Here is a 16,699-nt window from a genome sequence, read left to right on the forward strand (position 1 = left end):
GCGCGTTCGTCTCCCAAGTTACAGATTTTGCAATCGGTTGCAAATACAATCGGCGCCGGCGCCAGGGAGGCAATATGGTCAAGATCGGAATTGGCGTTGTTGGCGGCGGCTATATGGGCAAAGCGCACTCTGTTGCCATGTCTTCGGTTGCCGCGATCTTTAACACCAAATTGCGCCCCGAACTCGAGATGATTGCCGCGTCCTCGCCCGAAAGCGCTGAGCGGTATCGCCAGCAGTTCGGGTTTTCGCGCGCGGCGCAAAATTGGCAGGCCTTGGTCGCAGACCCAGCAGTTAAGGCAATAGTCATCGCCTCTCCGCAGGAAACGCACCGCGCAATTGCCGAGGCTGCGATGGCACTTGGCAAGCCTGTTCTGTGTGAAAAGCCATTGGCAGATACGCTGGAGGATGCACGTGCCATGGTAGCGACGGCAGAGGCATCCGGGGTGGTCAACATGGTCGGCTTTAACTACATTCGCACACCTGCCAGTCAGTTCGTGCGCAAGCTGTTGGCCGATGGTGTCATTGGCGATGTCACATGGTTTCGCGGCGAGCATACAGAAGATTTCCTGTCCGACCCCCAAGCCCCTCACAACTGGCGCTGCGATGGCATGGCCAATGGCAACATGGGCGACTTGGCCCCCCATCCAATCAATGCAGCCCTGGCGCTGATGGGTCCCATTGCCGAAGTCATGGCCGAGATCGAGACTGTACATCGCACCCGCCCCGGTGGCGCGGTCACCAATGACGATCATGCCCAGATCATGTGCCGCTTTGCCAGTGGGGTGAAAGGGCACATCTATTCTAGCCGTGTCGCGACAGGTCGCAAGATGGGCTATGCCTACGAAATACATGGCACCAAGGGCGCGATCCGCTTTGATCAGGAAGACCAGAACGCAGTTTGGCTCTATCGAGCCGAGGGGCCAGAGGCGACACGTGGGTTTGCCAAGATCCTGACTGGCCCGGCGCACCCAGATTATAAACCTTTCTGTCTTGGCCCGGGTCACGGTACTGGCTATCAGGACCAGATCATCATTGAGGCCAAAGATTTTTTGACTGCTATCGAAGCCGGACAGTCCAACTGGCCAACTTTCCGCGACGGGCTGGCTGTGGCCGAAGTCGTCGAGGCCGCATTGATTTCGGCTCAAAACGGGGTTTGGACCCCAGTTTCTCAGGTGTAAGGAGACATATCCAAATGACCATTCGCATCGGAAATGCCCCCTGTTCCTGGGGTGTCGAGTTTGCTCAGGATGACCGCAACCCCACATGGCGCACCGTGCTGAAAGAGTGTGCTGAGGCGGGATATAAGGGCATTGAATTGGGGCCTGTTGGTTTCATGCCCGAGGACCCTGCTGTGTTGAGCGAAGCGCTGGACGAATATGGGCTTGAGCTGATCGGTGGCGTGGTATTCCGCGCCTTTCATGACCCCGCACAATGGGATGACGTTCTGGATGGGGCCAAACGGACCTGCGAGGCATTAAAAGCGCACGGCGCTGAACACTTCGTTCTGATCGATAGCATTTCGCCCCGCCGCGCCCCGACCGCTGGCCGCGCAAGCGAAGCCGAGCAGATGGACGATGCTGAGTGGGCCGCCTACCGTGATCGGATCGTGACGGTCGCCAAACTGGGCGCCGAAGAGTATGGACTGATACCCGAACTGCATCCGCATGCAGGAGGCTTTATGGATTTCGATCCCGAGGTCGAGCGTATCCTTGCTGAGGTGGGCCCAGAGACCCTGAAGCTGTGTATCGACACCGGCCATTGCACCTATGCAGGCTTTGATCCCGTGGCCTTCATGAAGCGACACATGGACCGGATCACCTATGTGCATTTCAAATCCACGAGCGCACAGGTGAAGGCCGACGCTATCGCCAATCGTACTGGTTTCTATGACGCCTGTGGGCAGGGCATTTTCTGCAATCTCTCTGAAGGCGAGGTCGACCTGCCGGCCGTGCGCCAACTGCTGTTGGACAGCGGGTTTGAGGGCTGGTGCACCATTGAGCAGGATTGCGATCCGACACTGGACCCTGACCCGCTGGGCGATGCTCGCAAGAACCGCGAATACCTCGAAAGCATCGGCTTCGAATAAGGACGAAAGACTATGGCAAAACTGAAATGGGGCATGATCGGCGGCGGCGAAGGCAGCCAGATCGGACCAGCACACCGTTTGGGCGCACAAGCTGACGGCCTGTTCGAATTCACCGCTGGCGCATTGGATCACCGCCCAGAGGCTGGGCGCGCCTATGCCCGCCAGTTGGGCATCGCGGATGATCGCGCCTATGGTGACTGGCAAGAGATGCTGGAGGGCGAAAAAAGCCGCGACGACAGGGTCGACCTAGTGACCATCGCAACCCCCAATGCGACGCATTTTGAGATCACCAAGGGCTTCCTTGAAGCCGGGTTCAATGTGCTGTGCGAAAAGCCCATGACCATGACGGTCGAAGAGGGTGAAGAAATTGTGCGTGTGGCCGAAAAGACCGGCAAGGTCATGGCCGTCAATTACGCCTATTCTGCCTATCCGATGGTGCGGCAGGCGCGTGCCATGGTGCGTGCAGGTGAAATTGGCAAGGTCCGTCTTGTGGTCACCAATTTCAGCCACGGGCACCATGGCGACGCAGGCGATGCGGACAACCCCCGTGTGCGCTGGCGTTATGATCCGGTCATGGCAGGTGTGTCTGGCCAGTTCGCAGATTGCGGCATCCATGCGATGCACATGGCCAGCTTTATCTGCGATGACGAGGTGGAAAAGCTGTCTGCCGACTTCGCGTCGACCATTTCCAGCCGTGAACTGGAAGATGACGCGATGGTCAACTTCCGTATGACCGGCGGCACGGTTGGGCGGTTGTGGACGTCATCGGTTGCCATTGGTCGCCAGCATGGGTTCGAAATTCAGGTCTTTGGCGAGACCGGCGGGGTGAAGTGGCATGCCGAACAGCCAAACCAGCTGATCTATACACCGCTCGCCGGGCGCACGCAGATCATGGAAAAGGGCGAAGGCGGATTGTTCGAAGACGCCGCACGCCTTTCCCGTGTCGCCATTGCCCATCCCGAAGGCTTCCCGCTGGCCGTCGCCAACATCTATTGCGACCTTGCCGACGCAATCCGAGGAGAGACCCGTGACGGGCTCCCCGGCGCAAATGCGGGCGTCCGGTCGATGGCGGCCGTTCACACTGCTGTGGCCTCGGCCCGCGCGGGCGGTGAATGGATGGACGCACGGCCACCGATGTTCCGCTAAACCCGTCGGGTTAGCGCTTTGGGCGCAACGTGCCGCGTTCGATGACGCGGCACGGAAACAGGCGCGCTTCGGGCTCTTGTACCATATCACCCAATGCGCTTGTGACCTTTTCTATGGACGCATCAATGATGTCGGCGATGGGCTGGTGGATCGTCGTCAGATTGATGTTTTCCCAACGCGCCATTTCCATGTCATTCAGGCCGACGATCCCTATGTCGTCAGGTACTGACAGGCCAGCTTCTGCAATGGCGGACAAGGCTCCGATGGATAGAACGTCGTCACCGCAGAAATAGGCTTCGGCGGGGGTGCCATTGAGAAGCTCCTGCATCTGATTCCGTCCTGCATCAAAGGTGTAGTCCTTGGCAAAAGAATAGCTGACCGTGACCTCGGAATGCTCGGCCAGTGCTTCAAGAAATCCGCTCATGCGGTCTTGGGTCGACGTGGCACTTTCCGGCCCTCCCATGAATGCAACCGACCTATACCCCCGCGCGATCAGTTCACGTGCGGCGATGCGACCACATTCAATATTATCGATCCCAATGATGTCCACGTGGGGCGTTGCCAAGTAACGCCCAAAGCTGTGCACAACCGGCATACCTGCGTCACGAAAAGCCCGCGAAAAGCCCGACGGCAATGTTGATGAGGCCACGATGACACCATCCACCGAATAGGCCCGCAGCATGCGGACCGAATTCTGTGGATCTGTTTCGTCTGACAGGTTGACCAGTAGAGGGCGTAAGCCGCGTTCCTGCAGGCCCCTTGTGAAGAGATCGAAGACCTCAAGGAAAAACGGGTTGTGGAAATTGTTGGATATAAGACCAATCATCTTGGTCCGGCCCGTGGTCAGGGACGAGGCCAACGCATTGGGATGATAGCCAAGGTCAGTCGCGGCCTTCTCAACCCGTTCGCGCATTTTGCGGGATACCGACGCGCCAGGCGTGAACGCCCGCGACACAGCTGAACGGGAAACTCCCGCGCGCTCGGCCACTTCCTTCAACGTTATTGCCATTCTGCCCCTTCCATGCCGGCCAATATTGTCAGCATGCCAGCGGCACAGCAAACAGTCTTTCAGCCCACAACGGCCTGGCGTGCCTTAATTTTTCCCCTGCTGCCGTCTTAACAGTCGAACGCACGTCACCCGTCACGTTCCATGATCCATTCGACCTCAGGCGCGGGAACGAACCGCCATTTTCGTAAAGGGCCTGCCATCACATTGAGGTAGTACATATCAAAGCCGTATGGCGCACCACATGGGTGGTGCCCGCGCGGAACGCAGACCACGTCACCATCGTGCACGGCCATGGTTTCATCCAGACTGCCATCATCCGTATAGACACGCTGGATGCCAAATCCGTTGGCAGGGTTCAGCCGGTGATAATAGGTTTCCTCAAGATAGGTGATGCAGGGAAAGTCGTCTTCATCATGCCGGTGGCTTGGAAAGCTGGACCAGTGGCCGTTGGGCGTAAAGACCTCAGTGACCAGAAGGCTGTCGGCGTAGTCTTCGGCCTCCATGGCGATATTGTTGATATGGCGGGTGTTCGCGCCCTTGCCGCGTTCAGTCAGGGTGATGCCGTCGGGACCAATGCGGCGTGCCTTGTGCCCGCCTTTGCCGGGGGCTGAGCACACGGCGATCACGCAATCGGTCTCTGCCACGGCCTGCCAGTCGGTGCCGTTCGGCAAATATAGGCAATGGGGCGGGGTTTTTTCGAACACATCCATCCGGTCGCCCAGCACGCCCCAATCCTGCCCAGCACCTGTGATCTGAGCCTTGCCCTCCACCATGACTAGGATCACTTCGCGCGCGCCAGTCACTTCGCTGGCTGTGTCCCCCGCCCGCAGGCGATACAGGCCAAATCCGACATAGCGCCACCCGGCGGACGCTGGAGTGATGTCATGCACCTTGCCGCGTGTGCCAAAGGGTTTTTTCAAAAGGTCGGTCATGGGCTCTCTTGGCTATGGCAGTCGTCTGGTATGGTTCTCAACAAGGGCAGTTTCGAACTCGGCTTCGCTCATGCCTTCATCAACTGCGCGGGCCAGAAGCTCTGCCTGACTTTCTGAGGCCAGCCCGCCAATGGGTGGGTCGGTATCAAGGTTGGTTGGGAATGGGTATCCCTCGGCCGCAGCACCGATCGCAGCCGTGCGTGCCAAGCCTGTGAGCCCCAGATCCCGCAGGGCAGGGAACAGGGCGCGGGCCATAGCGGTACGATCAATCCGTTCCAACGTGCGCCCCATAGGAGAACCGATCTGCATCAGGTTCGCCATGCGCTCGATATCCGCAGACCGATTGTCGCCTGCCGCGTGAAAAAGCGCCGGGTTAAAGAACAGTCCGTCGCCTTTTTCGAGCGGAAACTGCACGTGGCATTTTTCGAAGGCGTCCCGGAATTCGGGCAATTGCATCGCAATGTAACCCGGCCCATAGCGCTGCGAATTGGGCAGCAGTTTTGTCGGACCGCTTTCAACGGGCATATCGCAATGGGCGATGGCCCCCTGAAGGGTCAGTGCCGGTGACAAGTGATGGGCGTGAACCGGAAAAGATTTTGCCTGATCTGCAGTCATGAAGCCAAGGTGATAGTCGCGGTGACAGGTCTGCGCCTTCCCACCGCGGCGAACGAGGTTTACTTGCGTGGTCATCTGATACCACGGGCCAAGCCACGCCTCGCTGACGGCCGCGACGGATGGCGCAGCAAAGTAGCGGGCAAAGACGTCGGGCGCACGCAGGCACAATTTCTGAAGCGAATTCCAGATCCGGTCATTCGCGCCGCGTTCGCCGAAATGGTCCCCGCCGCTATTGGAGGCTCTTTCATCTGCAATGATCTGCTCGAAAACAGTGGTTGCCTGGTCGACGGCCTCTAGATCCGGAACGGCCCCCTTGATCACGACAGCCCCGGACAGATCGTCGATGACCTGCGCCCATTCCGCCATCAACGCGGCCCGATCGGCCGGATTGCCCAGCGCAGCGTTCGTGTCTACGGAGGAGTAGACGGGCAGGTTGTTCACAATTTCAGAGGCAAAGTGTAGTTTGGACGCGTCCAATGGTTCTGCAATCAGCTCATTGAATTCATCAATCTGGCAGTCGGCTTCGGTGTAGTATCTCAACATATTTCGTCTCTATCCGGGCAGCACAGCTTGTTTCGTCTCGACCGACGTCACCGCGGCTTCGGCCAGTTCCAGCGCTTTCAACCCATCAAGACCCGTAGTTGGCATTGGGCTTTCATCAGCCAATGCCTGTACAAATGCAGCAATTTCGTTGGCGTAAGCAGCTACGTAGCGGGTCATGAAGAAATTCAGCAGAGGCGGGCGATGATAACCCGTTGCATCCGCAATCTCGATATTCGCTTCGTGCTGGTTGCGCGCCGAAACAGACCCGCCCGATCCATGTACCTCGATCCTTTGGTCATAGCCATAAGTCGCCCTGCGCGAGTTGGTGATTGTGCACTGCTTGCCCGAGGCCGTGGTCAGGATCACATTGGCACTGTCAAAATCGCCCAACTTGCCTATTTCCGCATCCGTCAGGACAGATGCAGCAGCATAGACCGACGTGACCTCTTCGCCCAGCAACCACCGCGCCACATCAAAGTCATGGATCATCATATCGCGAAAAATGCCGCCTGACCGGGTGATGTAGTCGTAAGGTGGCGGCCCGGGATCGCGCGAAGTGAGGTTGATCATCTCAACCTCACCGATCTTCCCATCATCAATCGCCGCCTTCACCGCCATGAAGTCAGGATCGAAACGGCGATTGAACCCGAGCATCAGGCGGCCACCAACCTCGTCGACCTGTGTCAAGCAGGCGCGAACCCGTTCCACGTTCAGGTCGATTGGCTTTTCGCAGAAGACAGCTTTGCCCGCAGCGGTGAATTGCTCGATCAAATCCGCATGGGTGTCAGTGGGTGTACAGATCACGACTGCATCCACGTCGTCCGAAGCGGCAATCTGGTCGATCTCTCGGATATCGCAGCCATATTGGGTACGCATCTGATCGGCCATCTCGGCAAAGGGTTCTGCCACGGCGACGAGTTCCGCCCCCGGGACAGAAGCGACGGCTTTGGCATGGACCTGTCCGATCCGGCCCGCGCCAAGTATGGCCAGCCTCAGGGCCATCAGGTTGCAGTTTCCATGTATTCTTCACCAGTCTTGGCGCCAGTGATGTAGGACACCACATCTTCACCCGAAAAATCGCCTGTCTTGATATCAAGATTGGCACAAATACGACCCCTACGGAACACGATGATCCGGTCCACAAGGTCAAAGACCTGACGCATGTTGTGGGACACCAATATCAAAGGCTCGCCTGCTTCCTTCAGCGTGCGAACGATGTTTTCTACTTGCGCTGTTTCCTGCACCCCTAGGGCTGCGGTAGGTTCATCCATGATTGTCAGTTTAGAACTGAAAGACGCAGTGCGCGCAATCGCCACGCACTGACGCTGCCCACCGGACATGCGTTCGATGGTGTTGCGGATGTTGGGGATTTTGACCCCAGTCCGCTCCAGCGCATCCATCGTGTCTTGCCGCATCGCTTTGTAGTCCAGAACCCGGAACGGACCGAGCCAGTCCCACTTGGTCTTTTCTCGGCCAAGGAACAGGTTGTCGGGCACGTCCAGGTGATCGGCCAGCGCAAGCGTCTGGAACACGGTTTCAATACCAGCTTCTCGCGCGTCCAAAGGGCCCGCGAAATCCACCTCTTCGCCATAGAGCCAGACCTTGCCGCGCGTACGTTGCTCAACCCCGGTGATTTGGCGCACAAACGTGGATTTCCCCGCGCCGTTGTCGCCCATGATCGCAACATGTTCGCCGCGCTTGAGCTCGAAGTTCGCGCCTTCCAGTGCGTGCACGCCGCCGTAGTGTTTGGTCAGGTCTTCTGTTTTCAGAACGATGTCACTCATGTCAGGTCCTCCTCAAGCTCGGTTTCTCTGTCGGTACTGGTCGAGTACAACCGCCGCTATGATGATGCCGCCCATCGCCATAAGCTGATAAGAGCCATCAAGTTTGATGTAGGTAAAGCCAGACCGGATCACCCCCAGCACCATTGCGCCCAGCACTGTACCAATGATGGACCCGCGCCCACCTTGCAGGCTGATCCCGCCGATCACGGCCATGGCAATCGCAAACAGCTCGTAAAACTCACCCATCCCCGCCTGCGCAGTTGAGGCCTTGGAGCTGAGAACGATACCAGCAAATGCCGCCAGCATCGACGCGATCATGTAAACCATCACTTTGTGACGCTTGACGTTGATCCCAGACATGCGGGCCGCTTCTTCGTTCGAGCCGATGGCGTATGTGTGCTTGCCATAGACTGTATAGCTCATGATTATTTGGAAGATGATGGCCAACACAATGAACCAGACCACGGGCATCATACCCGATCCGATGGACGCAAATTGCTCAGTGGGGAAGGAAATCGGGTTGCCGCCCGACCACCACAGGGCGATCCCGCGGCAAATGAGAAACATGCCGAGCGTGGCGATGAAGGGCGGTATGCGTAGGTAGGCAATAAACGTGCCATTAATGGCCCCGATACAGGCGCCAAACGCTAAACCGACCACCACGGGTATCATCACCGGAAGGTCCATAGCCCATGGACCAAAGAGTGCTTTGGGGTTGGGTTGTCCGTTGACCAGTTCGGTTTGACCAAAACTCATCGCAACCATTGCCGTTGCGGCCACCAGTGGACCTGAAGACAAGTCAATACCGGCTGTAATGATCACCTGCGTCACACCAAGAGCAATAATTCCGATGATCGCCACCTGCAGAATGATGATCTGCAATCGGGCCTCGTTGAATATGCTGTCAAAGCGGTCTTTCGTATCAAACAAGAAGCTTTGGCCGCGCATGTAGGGGGCTGTCTGGCCGATAATCTCGAAGACGACGATAATGATGACCAGCGCCAGAAGAATGTTTAGTTCATTCGGCCATGACCGTTTGGACTTGTCGAAGGTCAGACCGCCGGTTCCGTGGCTGGTATCTGCCATGTTCGCCTCCCGTTTATGTTAGGTAAGAAGAGCGGTGCGTCGCCGCACCGCTCAAAATCAGTGCCGTTTAGGCACTTAGTTTTTCTCCAGGAAATCGCCCATGTTGTCAGGCGTAACCAGAACGAACGGAATGTAGACTTTGCTGTCCACATCTTCGCCCGCGATCAGTTTGAGCGCGGCATCGATTGAACCGGTGCCCTGACCCACGGAATCCTGGAACACGGTGACGTCATAGTCACCTGCCGCCATCACAACGAGCGCGTCCTGAGATGCATCAACACCTCCGACCTGAACGCTTGCCATGTCCATACCGGCAGCTTTCATTGCCTGGATCGCACCAATCGCCATTTCGTCGTTGTTGGCCAGAACGAAGTCAAATGGCTCGCCGGACGACATCCAGTTGGTCATAAGGTCCTGTGCTTCATCGCGCGACCAGTTTGCAGGCTGCTCGTCGATGATTTCCATGAAGTTACACATGTCCATTCCGATGACATCGCGGACGTCCTTGGAACGTTGAACCGCGGCTTGGTTCGACAACTGGCCGTTCATCAGGTAGCCACGCGCGCTGTTGCCTTTGCCCTCTGCGCGCAGATTTTTGCACACTTCGAAGGCAGACAAAGTGCCTGATTCGATTTCGTTCGATGCCACAAACGCCTGGGTTGGCGGCAGTTCGTTCACGTTGTCTGGTTCACGGTTCACGTAGACCAGCGGGACATTTCCTGCAGCCGCAGAAACGGCAGCGCCGGCAGATGTATCAACGATGTTTACGATGATCGCATCCACACCATTGGCAACGAAATCTTTTACCTGGTCGATTTGTTTGGCAAGGTCATCGCTTGCATCGACTTGCTGGTAGGACAGGCCGTCAATTGTGCCCGCATATTCTACCATGCCAGTCCGCAGAACGGTCAGCCAGTTGTCGTCGAACCGTGAAAAGGTTGCGCCGATTTCCTGTGCCATTGCACCTGTCGCAGTCAGCGCCACCAAGCTGGCGCCAATCAGAGTATTCTTCATTTGGTTTCCTCCCAAGGTTGGTGTCCGGCACACCTATTAACTCACCGGATCGCCCCTTACGGGGCACTTCATCCCAGCTATGCAGCAATCTCCTTCTGCAATTGCGAGGAAATGAAATTCATTGATGTCCTGATGGCGTCTTCGACCGATGGGTGACGATGTATGTCGGGTGAAAAGCACTCGAACGAATATGCTCCCTGATAACCGGCATCCCGCAACGCAGTGATCTGATCGACGTTTCCCAGGCGATCATTGGCATCAACCAAAACGCGATGCGCGTCTTCCATCTGGTCCACAGGCACATCGGCGTCGGTCACGCCTGAGATATGCACTATCCCGGTGCGATCCTGATAAAACGGACCTCCGCCAGACAAGGTGTGATGGAACGTGTCATGCACCAATCGGACATGGGAAGGCGCGCCGAGCGTTTCGATTGCAGCAACCAGCTCTGCCTTGCTTCGTAAAGACGATCGCGTAAATCCAAGCGGTTCGACCAGCGCCACTATGTTGGCGGCCTCCAGTATTGGCAGGCATCCCTCAAGCGCCGGAAACAGATCATTCTGGCGGGTTGCGATATCAATACCTGTGCCGTCGTTGCACGGGATCAGGCTGATGGTTTCCGCCCCGACCTCACTCGCAAAATCGACCAGCGCCTTCACGTCGGCTGCAATGTCGTCTGTCCAGCGGTTGAAGGGATAGACCTGTGACAGACCCAACAAGCGCATCCCGTGATCCTGCAGCATTTGCCTGACGCTTTCGGCAGGACGTCCATCAAAGATCGGGCGTCCGAGGTCATTGCGCAGCTCGACTCCAACCATGCCCAAACGCGCCGCACTCTCGATGAACTCATCGATTGAAGCGTTGGCCATCGTGACTTGGTTCAACCCAAAGTCGAGCATCTCTCTCCCTGTCTTTCCGCTGGTTTGTCCTGCGAGTCTTCTTGCGCTGTCAGACTGCGTTCAACGCACGGCCCACGTCAACAGATTTTTGCAATCGGTTGCAAAAATGTTCGAGATCACCATTTATCGGCGTCGTTAGGGTTAGCGCGCAAAAGCGCTCGTCGGGCTTGAAGTTCTTTTTGTAGCTCATGCAGGCCGTCGCCAAGGCCAGCATAAAACACAGCTCTGTGTTCCTGTGTCGCTGCGCCAATCCCACCGGAGGAATGTTCGCTAAAGAAGGCTCGTGATGCGCCACCACACTTGATGGTTCAATTCTGCTAATCTCTGACTGCCCCGGGGTCGCTCTAAGGCGCGGCAAACGCTTTGGCGATCGCCATCGACCAAACATGCCTACCAGACAACAAACCAGCTAATGCGAACAGCGCCTCTCGTCACCCTTGCGCCATGTGCCGAGGGGTAAGGCAGTGACGCCGCCAGGCCGCACCTATTTTCGCAATATCCGTTAACTGAGTTCTCAAAAGCAGCCTTCGTTTTCCGGCACGGCAATTCATAAAGGGTCGCTGGTCAGTCAGGGTCAGTTGCTTCAGACCACATCGGGCTTCCTACATTTTTTTGTTGAGTTTTGCTCCGCTGACATTGTTAAATTCCCAAAATCAGATTGGAAAACAAATGAGCTCTCTCAGCCGTCGAAACCTTCTGCGAGCAGGTGCATCTGCTCTTGCAATTCTATCGCCATTCAGCGCGGCAATCGGGCAAACAAATTCACTGTCTGACATTGGTTCAAAAGTTGTCCCGCTCCCAATAGTGACAGTGTACACGGCGCGGGAGATACTCACACTTGATCCAGCAAAACCTGTTGTGAATGCCGTGGCAGTGGTCGACGGGCGCATTCTTCTGACCGGTGATCTCGAAGACGTCGTGGATACCCTCAAGGGACAACGCCACCAGATCGACGACCGGTTTGCTGACAAAGTGATTGTGCCGGGTTTCATCGCTCAACATGACCACCCGCTTTTGGCCGCACTTACCATGTCTTCGGAGATCCTGTCGATTGAAGACTGGGCGCTGCCGTTCGGAACAGTCCCGGCTGTTCGGGACAAACAGGATTTCACAGACCGTCTGACACAGGCGGTCGCAGCAAGAACAGATCCCAGGGAACCCGTTGTGACCTGGGGATACCATCCGGCATTTTATGGCGCGCTTACCCGCGATGACCTTGATGCAATTAGTGCGACACAGCCCATACTGGTGTGGGCGCGGTCCTGCCATGAGATGATCCTGAACAGTGCTGCACTTGAAATCGGTGGGGTCACCCAAGAATTGGTCGACGGGTTTTCCCAGACCGAGAAGATGCAATCGAGCTTTGCCGAGGGTCGTTTTTGGGAGCAAGGATTGTTTGCCGTACTGCCCAATATTGCACCTCTGGCGGCCTCGCCCGAGCGGTTGCAAGCCGGGCTTGAGCTCACGCGGGACTACATGCATGCCAAGGGCGTTACCTTTGGAAACGAACCCGGCGGCATTCTGTCAAAGCCAGTGCAGGATGGCATAAATGCAGTCTTTTCCAGCCCAGATATGCCGTTCCGCTGGTCCTTCATGCCGGATGCAAAAACACTGGTGCAAACATACCCAGACGATGTTCAGGTGATCGCTGAAACAGAAAACCTGAGCAGCTGGTATGGCGGTATGACGAGCCTTGCGCCCAAGCAGGCAAAGTTGTTTGCCGACGGCGCAATCTATTCACTGTTGATGCAAGTCAGGGATCCGTTTTTGGACGGGCATGACGGCGAGTGGATGATGGACAAGAGAGATTTCGACCGGGCGTTCCGGATTTATTGGGATGCCGGTTATCAAATCCATGTGCATGTGAACGGTGACGCCGGTCTGGATCGTGTACTTGATGCACTTGAGACGAACCTGCGTCGCAATCCCCGGTATGATCACAGGACGGTTCTTGTCCACTTTGCGGTCAGTGCAGAAGATCAGGTGCAACGGATTGCAGATCTTGGTGCCATCGTCAGCGCAAACCCGTACTACGTGACTGCTCTGGCCGATCAGTATTCCATGGTTGGTCTGGGCCCTGATCGTGCAGATTCAATGGTGCGGATCGGCGATGTGTCGCGGGCGGGCATTTCCTGGTCGTTGCATTCAGACATGCCAATGGCTCCCGGTGATCCGCTGTTTTTGATGTGGAGCGCAGTAAACCGGATAACCGCTTCTGGCCGGGTGGCCGGCCCCGAGCAACGTGTGAGCGCTGAAGACGCCCTGCGTGGTGTCACGATTGAGGCAGCATACTCTCTCCAACTGGAAGACGAGATTGGGAGTATTGAAACGGGGAAACGCGCGAATTTCACAATACTCGAGAGCAACCCTCTCAAAGTCGACCCAACGACTATCCGGGACGTCAAGGTATGGGGAACTGTAATGGAGGGTCGCGTGCAACCTGTCGAAGCTACCGAAAAGAAAGCTTCACTGATCCCTCCAACCTCACCTGAGGCAAACCGTATGTTTGCGGAAGCATCCTTTGGGCATGCACTCAAAGTGGTACATTCTCACCTATAACGCAGAGAACAATTCTTAGGCTGAAACTGAAAGAGTGCACTCATCCCGACCCATCTTCGGGGTCGGTTTCGAGGGATTGGTCTGGCTTTCGAAACCCTGAATTGGACGACTGTTTGGAGATGTATGCTCATGCACTGAAGTACTTGTTCAGTGCATGCCCACTACAGGTGTTGAATTGCTCAAAATAGGTCGGCGCAGTCTAAGGGTCCGGTGCGCCTCGTCTTTGAGTCCGAGTTTCATCAACACGCTTACATAGGCGAGCTCAATCAGGTCGCGTTGTGCGCGGCTCCCTCCGAGGCGTTCTGTTGTCGCCATCACCTCAGACAAGCTTTGTAAGGCACCTTCCCAGTTCTCACGAGCGATCTGTCCCCATCCCTTTGCGACAGGGCGGACAAGATCGCCTGCAAAACCGGTTGCCGTCTCAGCGATATGCGCCAATCGTTCTCCGTCTCCCGCCATCGCATGGCAAAGTGCGGCGTGAATATCAGCAAAGCTCTGGCCTGTAGCGGGGAAGTACTTTGACGCGAATTCGCTCAACTCCTTCCACCGCTCCGGCGCGACTTGGATGCCGGCCATTTCTGCGCGATAGAGAATTGCAGCTGTATCAGTCAGGACATTGATGGGCAGGCTTTCTGTGCTTCCCGGCCGTACACCAGAGTTTACGGCCGTCCACATCGCCTCTTCATCCCCGTCATGCAACGCCCAAAGTGCGACGTGCCAACTGAGGTGGCCGTGCAAGACGGCTCTTTTGTCATACCCCACCATCCAGCCGCTCAGATAGCTGCGCCCACCGGTGATCTCCCCGGCCTCGTACTGCACATGAGCCCGAAAGTGAGCGCCGTTCGCATTTCTGGGGTTAATCGCCAGTGACTTTTCCATGAGAGCCTGCGACGCAGCGATCTGTCCTGTCTCACAAAGCGACAGGGCGTGCATCGACATCATCCACCAGTCGTCCTTGTAGTGGGGAAGAAGTGCTTCGGTGTAAGCAAGGAGCTCTGCCTCGCGTCCAACCTCTCCAGAAAAGCCGATCAATCCAAAAACGTTCGTACACAGTTGTGCAGCCATCGCATCGCGGGGATAATCAATGACATGGTTCTTGATTGTTTTGCGCGCCTGCTGGGGTTGGCCACTTAGCAGGTACGCAAATGCAGCTACATGGCTTTGCTCTCTGGCGTCTGTTGGGTCAGCCAAGCCTTGGGCGCGGTGGATCGCCTCCTTGGCTTCTGGCACTCGCCCTTCCATCATGAGAGCTCGTGCCAATCCCGCATGCCCCAAAGCAAATTCCGGATCAGCAGCCACCGTGTCCGCAAAGGCCTGAGTTGCTCCATAGTCCGCTCCGAGGAACACCTGAACACCACGTTCATAGTGGTCTCGGGCATCCTGGCTCATTGTAGCAATCGAGTTTCCGTATCCGTCTGCAAGTGCCATGGCCAACATGTCCCTCTGATTTCAAACAAACTTACAGTCAAAGAACAATCGCTCCTATTGATTTCTGAGGATCATATTTGTCCGCTGGGCATTCATGAGTAGTCCTGCATGTTTTGGGTAAAATTTTGGGATTTTTGAATTAATTCAGAATTCGGATCCGCGTCAAACTGACCGCTCTGGCAATGCCTTAGCCGAGGTCGTGGGTTCACTCGATCCGGATGTGCAAGCACTAAAACCTAGCCGGGCACGGATAGGGTTCGGTCAGGAAAAGCATCAAAACAAATATCAAACACGCACCGGTTCATGCTCGGTGTGGGATAGCGCCGCGCAGATTAGTTCCCGACCGTTGTGACATTGGAGCTTGAAGACGCAGGATCTTGCGAGAAGGTTTTGGTCTTTTTCGAGCCGACTGAAATCTCTCGCGAGGTAGATCGCGCATTTACCACATATCCGGACACGGTCCAAAGAGCCTCTTTGGTCGTCATTTTGTGGTTCCGCATCAAAGGCTCGAGTGCATCAACCTGAGTCCAGTCGGAGCGCTTCCCGAATTGCTGTGCGACGATTGAAGCTGCATCAGGTCGCGATTGAACGAGGTCAAGGATCGCGGCATCGATTTCGCGCTGCCCTTCGTCGTCCGCCAAGGCGCGGTGTACGGACATCGCCGTTACTATTTGTTCCAACACCAACGGCGAGGTGGACGCGTCACCAAAAAAACCGTTTGAGAGCGACCTGACGGCTGCGGTGCCTCCAAGCTCAATATAGGCGGCGGCAAAGGCGCCGAGATTTTTGGTCGTTCCACCGTCCATGGCCCTTTCGACGACTCCGGATACGGCAGATCGCGCCTCGTCAGTCCCGGTCATTCCGAGCAACAGGGCACGGATCGCCTGAAACGCATAACCCTCCGGCGACCACAGATCCGCGATCAGCTCGGTGTCGGACAAGCGTAGATCAAGGTCGCGGAGTTGTGCGTAGGGAACCTTGTCGAGCTCTCCTATCAAAAGCGCTCTGTGGCGAGGGTCTGGGCTACCTTGCAATCCCGCGACGAAGTCGACGCGGTCCTGAGTCATACCAGAACGCCAGTTGTCGCGATTGGCGAGGGCAGTACTCAAGACGTCTCGGAAAATAACATCCACATAAGCAACCCGACGCCATTGCCCGTCGGCAGATTGCGCGAATAGGACCTTGCCTTCCGGGTCGTTCGCCAGTTTGCGGCGTAGGGTGCTGTTAACAAGATGGGGGATCGGGCTCGGATCCGGAGGCCCGACAAGGACAGTTGCGATCTCGAAGGCAAAACGGTTGCCGGGCTTTGCGTGCGCCAGGACCAGTGTTTCGGTGTCTACGATCCAGTCAATAGCCGTGCGCTCCGGCTTTACCAGGTCAAATGCACAGGCCATCGCCAACGGGGCCACACCAAGAGCCGCAACGACTGTGACGCTCAAGGCGATTGACCGCTGTCGCAAGAGTTTGTGTGTGCGGAGCATGGGCAGAAGCGTTGACACTAGCATAGATCGACCTTTCTGGTTCCTTGCGCATTGGGCTGCGGTCCCACAAGAATCGCCCACCCAAAAAAATGCTTAGTTTAGACCGAAACATAGCAC

14 protein-coding genes are annotated in these 16,699 nt (G+C 56.5%); 4 read left to right on the forward strand and 10 right to left on the reverse strand.

The features are described 5' to 3' along the window. Positions 1-74: 74 nt before the first annotated feature. Genes ABJD00_RS05575 through ABJD00_RS05585 form a run of 3 tightly spaced genes read left to right on the forward strand, consistent with a single transcriptional unit; the run spans position 75 to position 3,232 of the window. Entirely contained in the window at positions 75-1,178 is a 1,104-nt protein-coding gene (locus ABJD00_RS05575; RefSeq protein ID WP_413835413.1) for a Gfo/Idh/MocA family protein, read from the forward strand. 14 nt (positions 1,179-1,192) lie between these two features. Continuing rightward, complete coding sequence (locus tag ABJD00_RS05580) at positions 1,193-2,086, forward strand: TIM barrel protein (RefSeq protein ID WP_413835410.1); 894 nt, start codon at positions 1,193-1,195, stop codon at positions 2,084-2,086. Positions 2,087-2,098: 12 nt separating this feature from the next. Beyond that, positions 2,099-3,232: a Gfo/Idh/MocA family protein gene (locus ABJD00_RS05585; protein ID WP_413835407.1), complete on the forward strand. Its 1,134-nt coding sequence runs from the start codon at positions 2,099-2,101 to the stop codon at positions 3,230-3,232. Between the two features lie 10 nt (positions 3,233-3,242). Here ABJD00_RS05585 and ABJD00_RS05590 read toward each other — a convergent pair whose 3' ends face one another. The 8 genes from ABJD00_RS05590 to ABJD00_RS05625 all read right to left on the reverse strand — a co-directional run bounded on the left by ABJD00_RS05590 (position 3,243) and on the right by ABJD00_RS05625 (position 11,114). Continuing rightward, positions 3,243-4,241, reverse strand: a complete 999-nt coding sequence (locus ABJD00_RS05590) for a LacI family DNA-binding transcriptional regulator (RefSeq protein WP_413835405.1) — start codon at positions 4,239-4,241, stop codon at positions 3,243-3,245. A gap of 125 nt (positions 4,242-4,366) precedes the next feature. Then, positions 4,367-5,173 (reverse strand): 5-deoxy-glucuronate isomerase, encoded by an 807-nt coding sequence (gene iolB / locus ABJD00_RS05595; RefSeq protein ID WP_413835403.1) that lies wholly within the window; start codon positions 5,171-5,173, stop codon positions 4,367-4,369. Positions 5,174-5,185: 12 nt separating this feature from the next. Then, on the reverse strand, positions 5,186-6,331 hold the full coding sequence (locus ABJD00_RS05600) for a phytanoyl-CoA dioxygenase family protein (protein WP_413835401.1): 1,146 nt from the start codon (positions 6,329-6,331) through the stop codon (positions 5,186-5,188). Between the two features lie 9 nt (positions 6,332-6,340). After that, the gene (iolG, locus tag ABJD00_RS05605) at positions 6,341-7,333 is read right to left on the reverse strand and encodes an inositol 2-dehydrogenase (RefSeq protein ID WP_413835398.1); all 993 of its coding nucleotides are present in this window, start codon (positions 7,331-7,333) and stop codon (positions 6,341-6,343) included. Further along, positions 7,333-8,115 (reverse strand): ATP-binding cassette domain-containing protein, encoded by a 783-nt coding sequence (locus ABJD00_RS05610; RefSeq protein ID WP_413835396.1) that lies wholly within the window; start codon positions 8,113-8,115, stop codon positions 7,333-7,335. The genes iolG and ABJD00_RS05610 overlap by 1 nt, the downstream gene beginning before the upstream one ends. A 12-nt stretch (positions 8,116-8,127) precedes the next feature. Next, positions 8,128-9,201 carry an ABC transporter permease gene (locus tag ABJD00_RS05615; RefSeq protein ID WP_413835394.1) on the reverse strand — a complete coding sequence of 358 codons (1,074 nt, stop codon included), beginning with the start codon at positions 9,199-9,201 and terminating at the stop codon, positions 8,128-8,130. A gap of 75 nt (positions 9,202-9,276) precedes the next feature. Continuing rightward, the gene (locus ABJD00_RS05620) at positions 9,277-10,215 is read right to left on the reverse strand and encodes a substrate-binding domain-containing protein (RefSeq protein WP_413835392.1); all 939 of its coding nucleotides are present in this window, start codon (positions 10,213-10,215) and stop codon (positions 9,277-9,279) included. A 77-nt stretch (positions 10,216-10,292) separates the two neighbouring features. Next, positions 10,293-11,114 (reverse strand): TIM barrel protein, encoded by an 822-nt coding sequence (locus ABJD00_RS05625; protein ID WP_413835390.1) that lies wholly within the window; start codon positions 11,112-11,114, stop codon positions 10,293-10,295. Between the two features lie 804 nt (positions 11,115-11,918). Between ABJD00_RS05625 and ABJD00_RS05630 the strand changes: the two genes are divergently transcribed. Next, positions 11,919-13,673, forward strand: coding sequence for an amidohydrolase (locus tag ABJD00_RS05630; protein ID WP_413848945.1), 1,755 nt, complete (start codon positions 11,919-11,921; stop codon positions 13,671-13,673). Positions 13,674-13,820: 147 nt separating this feature from the next. Here the strand turns inward: ABJD00_RS05630 and ABJD00_RS05635 are convergent, their stop codons facing one another. Together ABJD00_RS05635 and ABJD00_RS05640 are read right to left on the reverse strand one after the other, a co-directional pair. Then, positions 13,821-15,101: a tetratricopeptide repeat protein gene (locus ABJD00_RS05635; RefSeq protein WP_413835385.1), complete on the reverse strand. Its 1,281-nt coding sequence runs from the start codon at positions 15,099-15,101 to the stop codon at positions 13,821-13,823. Positions 15,102-15,433: 332 nt separating this feature from the next. Then, positions 15,434-16,540: a hypothetical protein gene (locus tag ABJD00_RS05640; RefSeq protein WP_413848947.1), complete on the reverse strand. Its 1,107-nt coding sequence runs from the start codon at positions 16,538-16,540 to the stop codon at positions 15,434-15,436. Positions 16,541-16,699: the final 159 nt, after the last annotated feature.

Source organism: Tateyamaria sp., from assembly GCF_039945315.1.
Taxonomy (GTDB): domain Bacteria; phylum Pseudomonadota; class Alphaproteobacteria; order Rhodobacterales; family Rhodobacteraceae; genus Tateyamaria.